This is a genomic window from Leclercia sp. Colony189 (assembly GCF_009740165.1).
GTDB lineage: Bacteria > Pseudomonadota > Gammaproteobacteria > Enterobacterales > Enterobacteriaceae > Enterobacter.
Window position 1 is genome coordinate 3915167 of record NZ_CP046557.1, and the last position, 12384, is coordinate 3927550.

A 12384-nucleotide genomic window follows, 5' to 3' on the forward strand; every position below is an offset into this window, starting at 1 on the left:
GCATGTTTATTTTCCACAAAGAGACACAGCTTGAAGATCTGGGTAATGGCGTGACGCGCCGTATTCTGGCGCACGATGGCAAAATGATGGCGGTAGAGGTCAATTTTGAGCAAGGCGCCGTTGGCCCAATGCATAACCATCCCCACGAGCAGCTGACTTATGTTTTATCCGGTGAGTTCGAATTTACCATCGGCGAAGAAAAGCATGTGGTGACCGCCGGGGATACCCTTTATAAACAGCCGCATATTATGCACGGCTGCGTTTGCCTGAAACCGGGTACGCTGCTGGATACCTTCACGCCGGTTCGTGAAGACTTCCTCAAATAAAGTAATAAGGCGATGCGCGGGCATCGCCTTTTTTTGCTTAAGTGCAATTCGCTTTATTTTCGCGAAAAATCATTCAACAAGTTAATTATATCCTCGCTACCTTCAGGCCTGCGTTACATTTTTGCTACAAATATTAGTAGTTTGTATCTGCCATCAATAATTCCCAGAATAGCTGAGTAAAGTCTTCCGTTTAGCCGATCCTTTACCCTCATTTTTTCGCGCCTACCGATAAAAATGCCACCCATCTCACCTTATTGAAACGCTGTTTCGACCTTGATCACATTTCCACTATTTATCGAATGACGTGGATTTAAATCACAATAAAATAAATTAAAACGACGTTTTACAAATTGAAAACGGTGGTTCATAAGTTTTAAAAAATTGCTTAGCGGGCAGGACAGGCCCGGCATTACCGGCACTCACAAACAGGTAAAAGGAGATACCGCCGTGAAATTTCGCACCAGACGCATTCCGCTGTTCGCTTGCTGTTAAGCGGGCAGAGCCGGGCAGATTCCGTTTTAAACCATTAATTACCAGGTAGGTATGTATGAATGAAAACAAGATGCTGGGGCTAGCCTGGATATCACCCTACATAATTGGGTTGATACTCTTCACTGCCTTCCCCTTTGTCTCATCTTTCTTCCTCAGTTTTACTGAGTACGATTTGATGAGCCCGCCCGTATTTAACGGCGTAGAAAACTATCGCTACATGTTTACGGAAGATACCCTCTTCTGGAAATCCATGGGCGTGACCTTTGCCTACGTATTTTTGACTATCCCGTTAAAGCTGGCCTTTGCGCTGGGTATTGCGTTTGTTCTGAACTTTAAACTGCGCGGCATCGGCTTCTTCCGTACCGCTTATTATATTCCGTCTATTCTCGGCAGCTCCGTTGCGATTGCCGTTCTGTGGCGTGCGCTGTTCGCGATTGATGGCCTGCTGAACAGCTTCATTGGCGTATTTGGTTTTGACCCGGTGAACTGGCTGGGCGAACCCTCACTGGCGCTGATGTCCGTGACCCTGCTGCGCGTCTGGCAGTTCGGCTCTGCCATGGTGATCTTCCTGGCTGCCCTGCAGAACGTGCCGCAGTCGCAGTACGAAGCGGCGATGATTGACGGTGCTTCCAAATGGCAGATGTTCATGAAAGTGACCGTGCCGCTGATCACGCCGGTTATCTTCTTCAACTTCATTATGCAGACCACCCAGGCGTTCCAGGAATTTACCGGTCCGTATGTTATTACCGGCGGTGGACCAACCTACTCCACCTACCTGTTCTCACTCTACATCTACGATACCGCATTCAAGTACTTTGACATGGGTTACGGCGCTGCACTGGCCTGGATCCTCTTCCTGGTGGTCGCTGTCTTTGCCGCTATCGCCTTTAAGTCTTCGAAATACTGGGTCTTCTACTCCGCCGATAAGGGAGGCAAAAATGGCTGATATTCAACAACTCTCCACGGCGAGAAGTATCGCAGAGCGTGAAGTGGCGCGTACCCAGCGTCGTGAAAAAATTAGCGCCACCATTCGCTATGTGATCCTGCTGTTTGTTGGCCTGCTGATGCTCTATCCGCTGGTGTGGATGTTCTCGGCGTCGTTCAAACCGAACCACGAGATCTTCACCACCCTCAGCCTGTGGCCCGCACACGCCACCTGGGATGGCTTTGTAAACGGCTGGAAAACCGGTACCGAGTACAACTTCGGCCATTACATGCTGAACACCTTTAAGTATGTGATCCCGAAAGTGATCCTGACCATTATCTCCTCCACCATCGTGGCGTACGGCTTTGCCCGCTTCGAGATCCCGTGGAAGAAGTTCTGGTTCGCGACGCTGATTACCACCATGTTGCTGCCAAGCACCGTACTGCTGATCCCGCAGTACCTGATGTTCCGTGAAATGGGCATGCTGAACAGCTATATGCCGCTCTACCTGCCGCTGGCCTTCGCCACGCAAGGGTTCTTCGTCTTCATGCTGATCCAGTTCCTGCGCGGCGTACCGCGTGACATGGAAGAGGCCGCGCAGATTGACGGCTGTAACTCCATTCAGGTGCTCTGGTACGTGGTGGTGCCAATCCTGAAGCCGGCCATTATCTCCGTGGCACTGTTCCAGTTCATGTGGTCAATGAACGACTTTATCGGGCCGCTGATTTATGTCTACAGCGTGGATAAATACCCGATTGCACTGGCTCTGAAAATGTCCATCGACGTCACCGAAGGGGCGCCGTGGAACGAAATTCTGGCAATGGCGAGCATCTCCATTCTGCCATCCATCATTGTCTTCTTCCTGGCACAGCGCTACTTCGTACAGGGCGTAACCAGCAGCGGAATTAAAGGTTAAGAGGGAAATATCATGGCTGAAGTGATTTTCAACAAACTGGAAAAGGTCTACTCCAACGGCTTCAAAGCGGTACATGCTATCGACCTTTCAATCGCTGAAGGTGAGTTCATGGTCATCGTCGGCCCTTCCGGCTGCGCGAAGTCCACTACCCTGCGTATGCTGGCCGGTCTGGAGACCATCAGCGGCGGTGAAGTGCGTATCGGCGATAAAATCGTTAACAACCTCGCGCCAAAAGAGCGCGGGATTGCGATGGTGTTCCAGAACTATGCGCTCTACCCACACATGACCGTGCGGGAAAACCTCGCCTTCGGCCTGAAGCTGAGCAAGCTGCCTAAAGCGCAGATTGAGGCCCAGGTGAACGAAGCGGCAAAAATCCTTGAGCTGGAAGAGCTGCTCGACCGCCTGCCGCGTCAGCTTTCGGGCGGTCAGGCGCAGCGTGTGGCCGTCGGCCGCGCGATTGTGAAAAAACCAGATGTGTTCCTGTTCGACGAACCGCTCTCCAACCTCGACGCCAAACTGCGTGCCTCGATGCGTATCCGTATTTCGGATCTGCACAAGCAGCTGAAGGCTTCCGGCAAACCGGCGACCACCGTCTACGTGACGCACGACCAGACCGAAGCGATGACCATGGGCGACCGCATCTGCGTGATGAAGCTCGGCCACATCATGCAGGTAGATACCCCGGACAACCTGTATCACAAACCGAAAAACATGTTCGTCGCGGGCTTTATCGGCTCACCGGAGATGAACATCCGCGCCAGCAAGCTGGTGCAACAGGAGGGCCAACTGGCCCTGACCATCGGCAACCAGACCATGCCGTTAAGCCCAGAGCTGAAAGAGAAAGTGGCCGGTCACGCGGATAAGGAGATTTTCTACGGCATTCGCCCTGATTTTGTCTCTATCTCCGATGAGCCGTTCGCTGAAGGTTGCTGCACCGGTGAGATGGTCCGCGCCGAAAATATGGGCCATGAATTCTTTGTTTACCTGAAAGTTGGCGAGTACGAACTGACAGCCCGAATTCCTTCCGATGAAGCTAAACCCATGATCAACAAGGGCCTTCACCGTAAGGTTTACTTTAAGTTTGATATGAATAAGTGTCATATTTTTGACGCAAAAACTGAACAGAACATCTCTCTTTAATGGAGTTATAAAAATGAAAAAAGTGCTTTTAAGCGCCGTTATCTCCGCTACCTTTGGAATGAGTGCCCTACCCACTTTTGCTGCGGACAGCACCGATCTGCGTATGTCCTGGTGGGGCGGCAATGGCCGTCACCAGGTCACGCTGAAAGCCCTGGAAGAGTTCCACAAACAGCACCCGGATATTAACGTGAAGTCGGAATACACCGGCTGGGATGGTCACCTCTCGCGTCTGACCACGCAGATTGCGGGCGGCACCGAGCCGGACGTGATGCAGACTAACTGGAACTGGCTGCCGATCTTCTCTAAAACCGGCGACGGCTTCTACGACCTGAACAAAATGAAAGATGTGATCGATCTGTCCCAGTTCGATCCAAAAGAGCTGCAGTCGACCACGGTCAACGGCAAGCTGAACGGTATTCCGATCTCCGTGACCGCGCGCGTCTTCTACTTCAACGATGAAACCTGGAAAAAAGCGGGCGTCGAATACCCGAAAACCTGGGATGAGCTGATGGCGGCGGGTAAAGCCTTCGAGAGCAAACTGGGTAAACAGTACTACCCGGTTATTCTCGAGCACCAGGATACCCTGGCGCTGCTGAACTCCTACATGATCCAGAAGTACAACATCCCGGCGGTGGACGAGAAGGCGAAAAAATTCTCCTACACCAAAGAGCAGTGGGTTGAGTTCTTCCAGACCTATAAAAAGCTGATCGACAGCCATGTCATGCCGGACACCAAGTACTATGCGTCGTTCGGTAAGAGCAACATGTATGAGATGAAGCCGTGGATCGAGGGTGAATGGGGCGGCACCTATATGTGGAACTCTACCATCAAAAAATATTCCGACAACCTGAAGCCACCAGCGAAGCTGGAGCTGGGCAGCTACCCAATGCTGCCGGGTGCAACCGATGCGGGTCTGTTCTTCAAGCCAGCACAGATGCTCTCTATCGGTAAATCGACCAAGAACCCGGAAGCGGCCGCGAAAGTGATCAACTTCCTGCTGAACAGCAAAGAAGGTGTTGAGACGCTGGGCCTGGAGCGTGGCGTACCGCTGAGCAAAGTGGCGGTGAAATACCTGACCGAAAACGGCGCTATCAAAGAGGACGATCCGGCGGTTGCGGGTCTGCGTCTGGCGCAGTCTCTGCCAGCGAAACTCTCTGTGTCGCCATACTTTGATGACCCGCAGATCGTGGCACAGTTCGGTACCTCGCTGCAGTACATCGACTATGGCCAGAAAACCGTTGAAGAGACAGCCGCTGACTTCCAGCGTCAGGCTGAACGTATCCTGAAACGCGCAATGCGCTAATTCCCATACGTTATCAATACCCTACCGTTATGCGGTGGGGTATTTTTTTATCTGAAGGAACATACTATGAAAGGAAAAATCATTCCCCTGCGTTTTCGACCTCGTCAGGACAGTGAAACCGGACACGAGGTGATCCGCCTGACGCCCCCGCACATCATCTGTCACCGTAACTACTTCTATCAAAAATGTTTTACCCGTGATGGCAGCAAGCTCATCTTTGGCGGCGCCTTTGAGGGCCACTGGAACTACTATCTGCTGGACATTGCGCAGCAGCAGGCGATCCAGCTTACCGAGGGCGCCGGAGATAACACCTTTGGCGGCTTCCTCTCCACGGACGATCGCTCGCTGTGGTATGTGAAAAACAGCCGCGAACTGCGGCGCGTCGACCTCGGGAGTCTGGAGGAGTATGTGGTCTATGAGGTCGATGACGACTGGGTGGCCTACGGTACCTGGGTGGCGAACTCGGACTGCACGAAGCTGGTAGGTATCGAGATTAAAAAAAGCGACTGGCAGCCGCTCACCGACTGGAGCAAATTCCGCGCGTTTTACTTTACCCACCCGGAATGCCGCCTGATCAATATCGACCTGCAAACCGGCGAACGCCGCGTGATTTTGCAGGAAAAGCGCTGGCTCGGACACCCGATCTACCGTCCTTTTGACGATAATACCGTGGTGTTTTGTCACGAAGGGCCACGGGATGCGATCGACGCCCGCATGTGGCTGATTAACGAGGATGGCAGCAATCTGCGCAAGGTGCGCCAGCATGCTGAGGGGGAGAGTTTTACCCACGAGTTCTGGGTGCCTGACGGCTCCGCGCTCTATTACGTGGCGCACAAGGAGAACGATCCTCAGCGCTATCTGTTCAGCGCCGATCCCGCCACCCTGGAAAATCGCCAGCTGATGGCGATCCCGCCCTGCTCCCATCTGATGAGTAACCACGACGGGTCGCTGATCGTCGGCGACGGCGCGCCACACAACACCGGCAATATCAGCCTGAACGATCCCTTTATCTGGGTGTTCGATATTGCCAAAGGCACGCAAACCGCCATCTGCCAGCACAACACCAGCTGGAAAGTGCTCGACGGCGACCGCCAGGTGACCCATCCGCATCCGTCATTTTCACCGGATAATCAGTGGGTGCTCTACACCTCCGACGAAGAAGGGATGCCGGCGCTGTACCTCGCCCGGGTGTAAAAAAGCCGGGTGGCGGCTACGCCTTATCCGGCCTACAAAACCCCATGCCCGGCAAGCGAAGCGCCGCCGGGCAATCTGCTATACCCCAATATTCCGTAACTTCTCCCCTGTCATCAGCTTGCGCTCAATGTGCTCCAGGGTGACGCCTTTCGTTTCCGGAACCAGCCAGAAGGTGATGCCAATAAATGCCACATTCAGCACCGTATAAAGCCAGAAGGTTCCCGCCGCGCCGATCGCATCCAGCAGGGTCAGGAAGGTGGCGCCAATGATCATGTTCGACACCCAGTTAGTGGTGGTGGAACAGGTGATCCCAAAGTCGCGGCATTTCAGGGGCTGAATTTCTGAGCAGAGGATCCACACCACCGGCGCGGCACTCATCGCGTAACCGGCGATGCACATCATCGTCATACCCACGGACAACCAGGATAAGCCGCTGGACGCCGTACCGTTATCAAACTGCATCAGACAATAGCCCAGAATCAGCGTCCCCAGCGCCATCACGCTGAAACCAATTTTAAGGGCAGGCTTACGGCCCGCTTTATCGACGGTAAATACTGCAATAAAGGTGGCAAACATAAAGGTCAGCCCCACCACCAGCGTGGCGATCATCTGCTGCTCGGTGGTGGTGAATCCGGCCATTTTAAAAATACGTGGCGCGTAATACATGATGATGTTCATGCCGGTAAACTGCTGCATCGCCTGCAGCAGCATGCCGAGAAATACCGCACGGCGCACGTTGCGGTTGACTCTGAACAACGACCAGCCCCCCTGTTTAAGCTTGAGGCTTTCGCGGATCTCGTTCAGCTCTTCACGCGCTTTCTCAGAGGTATCGCGCAGCATCCGCAGCACTTCTTCCGCCTCGACGTGTCGCCCTTTTTGCGCCAGCCACCGTGGACTGTTGGGCAAAAAAATCACCAGCACAATCAGCAATATTGCCGGTAATGCCAGTACACCCAGCATGGCGCGCCAGTTGCCGCTGTAGCTGAAATAGGTGTCAGAAAGAAAGGCCAGCACAATTCCGAGGGTCACCATCAGCTGGTACATGCTGATCATTTTGCCGCGCACGTCCTCGCTCGCCATCTCTGACAGATAAAGGGGGGCGGTATAGGAGGCGATCCCCACGGCCACACCCAGCAGCACGCGAGAAAGCAGTAACGCTTCAACGCCTGTGGCAAACGCGGAACCCAATGAGCCGACCACAAACAGAATAGCTCCCACCATCAGGCTATATTTTCGGCCCAGGCGGAACGAGAGCCAGCCGTTGAATAGCGCCCCTACGGCTGCGCCCAGCATCATACTGCTCACCACCCACTCCTGCAGGCGATTGCTGAGCGTGAAGTGATCGGTGATAAAGGGTAACGCACCGGCAATGACGCCGATATCCAGCCCAAACAGTAAACCGGCTACCGCCGCGGACACAGAAACAAACAGGTTCATCCTTCGGGTATCGCGAAGGGCGCGGGGCATAAAGGTAGAGTCATTTATAGATGTCATATTTTCCTGCCTGAACAGCGTAAGACGTTAATCGAAATTACGAGAAACCCTAAAAATGTGTCAGGTCGTATAACGTGAAAATATGGATTTTTCAGCTAGCAAGGTTCGAACTGTGATGGACATTACACTTTAAAACAAGCGTGAAAATTACTCAATTATTGTTAACTGGCTGATTTATGGAAATTAAATGTGTGATCCATGCAATTTTCGTAAAATGCTTATGGATTTTTCTATTTTTGCTATATGGACAATGGCTTATCCAGGTCAAAAAAAACCTCCGCCCTGGGGCAGAGGTTTTTTGACCTGAGCAGGAATTAACGCGCCAGCCAGCCGCCATCAACCGCTACGGTGTAGCCATTGATATAGTCAGATGCGCTGGAGGCCAGGAACACCACCGGCCCCATCAGATCGCTTGGCAGACCCCAACGACCCGCAGGGATACGCTCGAGGATAGCTGCGCTACGCTCTTCGTCAGCACGTAGCTGCTGGGTGTTGTTGGTGGCCATGTAGCCCGGCGCAATGGCGTTTACGTTGATGTTGTGCTGCGCCCATTCGTTCGCCAGCAGACGGGTTACGCCCATAACGCCGCTCTTGGAAGCGGTATAAGAAGGCACACGGATGCCGCCCTGGAAGGAGAGCATGGAGGCGATGTTAATGATTTTGCCGCCGTTGCCCTGCGCGATGAAGTGCTTCGCCGCCGCCTGAGACATGAAGAATACGCTCTTGATGTTCAGGTTCATGACGTCATCCCAGTCCTGCTCGCTGAAGTTGATCGCATCTTCACGACGGATCAGACCGGCGTTGTTCACCAGAATGTCGATTTTACCGAATTCCGCAACCGCACGGTCAAGCAGCTCAGGGATAGCGTCGATCTTACGCAGGTCAGCGGTCAGGCTCAGGAAACGACGGCCCAGCGCGGTTACACGCTCGATGGTCTCCTGCGGCTCAACAATGTTGATCCCCACGATGTCGCAGCCCGCTTCTGCCAGCCCCAACGCCATGCCCTGACCGAGGCCAGTGTCACAACCGGTCACAACCGCAACTTTACCTTGCAAAGAAAATGCATCCAGAATCATTTTTTATCCTTAGTCTTTCAGCGCCTGAACGAACAGGCAAGTTTATGCTTAACTGTCCGCGACTAGCGCAGATCCTTAACGGCAACGTGGTCCATATCATCGAAGACCTGGTTTTCACCTACCATGCCCCAGATGAAGGTATAGGCACGCGTGCCTACGCCGGAGTGAATAGACCAGCTTGGAGAGATGACCGCCTGCTCGTTATGCATCACGATATGGCGTGTCTCCTGCGGCTGACCCATCATATGGAATACACAGGCGTCTTCTTCCATATTGAAGTAGAAGTACACTTCCATGCGGCGCTCGTGGGTATGGCACGGCATGGTGTTCCACAGGTTGCCTGGCTCAAGCTCGGTCAGACCCATGCTGAGCTGGCAGGTTTCCAGCACATCTGGAACGAAGTATTTGTTGATGGTGCGGCGGTTGCTGGTGAGGTTGTCACCCAGGGTGACCGGAGCAACGTCTGCCGGGGTCACTTTTTTGGTTGGGTAGGTGGTGTGTGCCGGGGCGCAGTTGTAGTAGAACTTCGCCGGTTTGTTGCTATCGACGCTGGCAAATACCACTTCCTGTGCGCCTTTCCCGACGTACAACGCATCGCGATGGCCGATCTCATAGCACTGACCGTCAACGGTAATAGTGCCCGGGCCGCCAATGTTGATTACGCCCAACTCGCGACGCTCCAGGAAGAAGCTGACGCCGAGCTGCTTGCCCACTTCCCCACCCACAGAAACCGTTTTGGCAACTGGCATAATGCCGCCAACGATGATGCGGTCAATGTGGCTGTACACCATGGTGTATTCATCTGCGACAAACACTTTCTCGACTAAAAACTCATCACGCAGACCCTGGGTATCCAGCGTTTTTGCATGCGCGCTGTGGATGCTTTGTCTGACTTCCACATTAACCTCCAGAATTTATCGGCCGCGACGGCCTGGATAATTAACAAAACGGTGTTCCGTTTTCATGATGAGCACATATTATCTGCTGTGAAATAGGTTTTCAATTACATTCAAAACGATGTTTCACTTTTTCTGTATGATAATCTCAAAACTGTAGTTCCGATCACGATTGTCAGGGAGTTGACAAGCTTTTCTTAGATCATTTTTTTAAATCCAGTCAGTTATTTTTCATATTAAACAAAAGGTTATAAAAAAATAAAAAATGGATGAGGTCATGAGAAAAAACTGAACAAAATTAATCATATTGATGAATCAGCACGCTTTTCCTTCAGAAGTGCGCCACCAGTCACACACAGTGAAACATTGTTTTGATATTTTAACACCCAGTTTTTAAACTCATATTTACCGATCGGACCGCAGGCGCGATCCTGCCGTCGAATTCAAGGAGCGCATCATGGCAAAAGGTATGCGGGTCAAACTGAACTATGAGGTCAGCCGCGATCCGGATACAGGCGTGGAAGTGACCCGCCTGACCCCCCCTGAAGTTACCTGTCACCGTAACTACTTCTATCAAAAGTGCTTTTTCAACGATGGCAACCACCTGCTGTTTGCGGGTGAATTCGATGGCCACTGGAACTACTATCTGCTGGATCTGAAAAACGCCGAAGCGGTGCAGTTAACCGAAGGCGCAGGCGATAACACCTTTGGCGGCTTCCTCTCACCGGATGATAAATCCCTCTATTACGTTAAGAATGATCGCACCCTGCGGGAAGTCAATCTGACCACCCTAGAGGAGCGTGAAGTCTATCGCGTCAGCGACGACTGGGTCGGCTATGGCACCTGGGTGGCCAACAGCGACTGCACCAAACTGGTGGGCATCGAAATTGCGAAGAGCGACTGGACGCCGCTCAACGACTGGAAAATCTTCCACGACTTCTTCCATAAAGGCCCACACTGCCGCCTGCTGAGGGTCGATCTGCAGACCGGTGAAAGCAGCGTAATCCATGAAGAGAAGAACTGGCTGGGCCACCCGATTTACCGTCCGTTTGACGACAGTACCGTCGCGTTCTGTCATGAAGGCCCGCACGATCTGGTGGATGCCCGTATGTGGATGGTCAACGAAGACGGCAGCAACGTTCGCAAGGTGAAAGAGCACGCCGCAGGCGAAAGCTGCACCCATGAATTCTGGGTACCGAATGGCTCAGCGCTGGTCTATGTCTCTTACCTGAAAGGTGAGCAAGGACGTACCGTGTATAGCTTCAATCCGGATACCGGTGAGAACCGCGCGGTCATGAAGATGCCTGCCTGTTCACACCTGATGAGTAACTTTGACGGCACGCTGCTGGTCGGTGATGGTTCCGGTACGCCGGTCGATGTGAAAGATACCAGCGGCTATACCATCGATAACGATCCGTATCTTTATGCATTCGACGTGGCGAAAGAGGCGTATTTCCGTATCGCGCGTCACGATACCTCCTGGGCAACCGTGGCAAACAGCCGTCAGGTCACTCACCCGCACCCCTCCTTTACCCCGGATGATAAAGCGGTGCTGTTTAGTTCCGATAAAGATGGCAAACCTGCTCTCTATATTGCGAAGCTTCCTGAGCAACCAGAACTGTTGCGAGAATAATGTTTGTGTTTGTGTTCCTGTAACTGGCCTTGCCCTCCTTTATGGAGGGCTTTTTTTATCCGCTGAAAAGGCATAAACCGCAAAAATAATACATTACAGACGCAAAAAAACCGGCTCCTGAGAGCCGGTTTATCCCGGAGGTATTGCTTATTATTAGAATGAATAAGCTACGCCGACACGAAGACGGGTCTGACGCTCATCGGTATCTTTCACACCAACGTTACCCACTTCGCCATACGGAGCCCAGTTCTTATCAATTTTGTACGCCAGCTTAACGTTATATTCCTGGGAGTAATCTTTATTGTTGTTACGAATATTCCCTTCTGTACTTTTCGCGTATACGTAGTTCAGCTCGGTACGCCAGTCGCCCATTACCCAACCAACCCAGGCGTCGCCACGGTTAACTTTATCGTCGTCTTTATTCGCGCTTGACGGATAACGGGTGTAGTCATAGCGATAACGGGCAGCCACATAGAAGCCATTATCGAAGCTATATTGCGCGTGCAGATAGGGTTTATAAATGGTGAAGCTGTCTTTACTTTCGAGCGTAAAGCCTGGTGTTAACGCAATGTTCTGGTTCGCTTTCCAGCGCCAGCTAATCTGATCTTCGTGGCCGTTACCCACCACGTCCGCAAATGGCTGGTCAGCTTTATCGCCGCCAGATTTCCATTTTGCTTCTACTGAGAAACCAAAGCCATTTTCGAAACGGTGCGAAACCGAAACACGGTCGGCGTTCGAGCCGCTATCGATATATTCGTGACGCAGATCCACGGTGACAGCCTGAGCTGCGAAAGAAGCGCCAATAAGTGAAGCAAGGACCAGAGATTTCTTAAACATGGAAAAACCCTCGTTTAAAATGATGTTTCGTTTTTATGGAATTGCATTTTATTTTTTAATAAACGTAATTTTAGTGATCTCGATCGTAATTATCTGTTTCATTTTTTTTGGCAAACCCAGCCGTGAGCAATATCAACAAATGTTGACTTTTA

General features: G+C 52.1%; 11 protein-coding genes. 7 read left to right on the plus strand and 4 right to left on the minus strand.

Going from position 1 to position 12384, the window contains the following annotated elements:
• Positions 1–2: 2 nt before the first annotated feature.
• From GNG29_RS18615 to GNG29_RS18640, 6 genes are all read left to right on the plus strand, one after another.
• Positions 3–326 carry a cupin domain-containing protein gene (locus tag GNG29_RS18615; protein WP_039029883.1) on the plus strand — a complete coding sequence of 108 codons (324 nt, stop codon included), beginning with the start codon at positions 3–5 and terminating at the stop codon, positions 324–326.
• 547 nt (positions 327–873) lie between these two features.
• The gene (locus tag GNG29_RS18620; RefSeq protein WP_103176848.1) at positions 874–1764 is read left to right on the plus strand and encodes a carbohydrate ABC transporter permease; all 891 of its coding nucleotides are present in this window, start codon (positions 874–876) and stop codon (positions 1762–1764) included.
• Complete coding sequence (locus GNG29_RS18625; RefSeq protein ID WP_103176849.1) at positions 1757–2659, plus strand: carbohydrate ABC transporter permease; 903 nt, start codon at positions 1757–1759, stop codon at positions 2657–2659. The genes GNG29_RS18620 and GNG29_RS18625 overlap by 8 nt, the downstream gene beginning before the upstream one ends.
• A gap of 12 nt (positions 2660–2671) precedes the next feature.
• Positions 2672–3799 carry an ABC transporter ATP-binding protein gene (locus GNG29_RS18630; RefSeq protein ID WP_103176850.1) on the plus strand — a complete coding sequence of 376 codons (1128 nt, stop codon included), beginning with the start codon at positions 2672–2674 and terminating at the stop codon, positions 3797–3799.
• A 13-nt stretch (positions 3800–3812) separates the two neighbouring features.
• Positions 3813–5102: an ABC transporter substrate-binding protein gene (locus GNG29_RS18635; protein ID WP_103176851.1), complete on the plus strand. Its 1290-nt coding sequence runs from the start codon at positions 3813–3815 to the stop codon at positions 5100–5102.
• A 66-nt stretch (positions 5103–5168) separates the two neighbouring features.
• On the plus strand, positions 5169–6296 hold the full coding sequence (locus tag GNG29_RS18640) for an oligogalacturonate lyase family protein (protein ID WP_156655187.1): 1128 nt from the start codon (positions 5169–5171) through the stop codon (positions 6294–6296).
• Positions 6297–6374: 78 nt separating this feature from the next.
• Here GNG29_RS18640 and GNG29_RS18645 read toward each other — a convergent pair whose 3' ends face one another.
• The 3 genes from GNG29_RS18645 to kduI form a co-directional block, all read right to left on the minus strand.
• Complete coding sequence (locus GNG29_RS18645; RefSeq protein WP_259935569.1) at positions 6375–7808, minus strand: sugar porter family MFS transporter; 1434 nt, start codon at positions 7806–7808, stop codon at positions 6375–6377.
• A gap of 296 nt (positions 7809–8104) precedes the next feature.
• A complete protein-coding gene (kduD, locus tag GNG29_RS18650; protein WP_103176854.1) occupies positions 8105–8866 on the minus strand; it encodes a 2-dehydro-3-deoxy-D-gluconate 5-dehydrogenase KduD in 762 nt (253 codons plus the stop codon).
• A 62-nt stretch (positions 8867–8928) separates the two neighbouring features.
• The gene (gene kduI / locus GNG29_RS18655) at positions 8929–9765 is read right to left on the minus strand and encodes a 5-dehydro-4-deoxy-D-glucuronate isomerase (RefSeq protein ID WP_114385818.1); all 837 of its coding nucleotides are present in this window, start codon (positions 9763–9765) and stop codon (positions 8929–8931) included.
• Between the two features lie 454 nt (positions 9766–10219).
• Between kduI and GNG29_RS18660 the strand changes: the two genes are divergently transcribed.
• Positions 10220–11395 (plus strand): oligogalacturonate lyase family protein, encoded by a 1176-nt coding sequence (locus GNG29_RS18660; protein WP_156655189.1) that lies wholly within the window; start codon positions 10220–10222, stop codon positions 11393–11395.
• 153 nt (positions 11396–11548) lie between these two features.
• Here the strand turns inward: GNG29_RS18660 and GNG29_RS18665 are convergent, their stop codons facing one another.
• Positions 11549–12232 (minus strand): porin, encoded by a 684-nt coding sequence (locus GNG29_RS18665; protein ID WP_103176857.1) that lies wholly within the window; start codon positions 12230–12232, stop codon positions 11549–11551.
• Positions 12233–12384 lie beyond the last annotated feature (152 nt).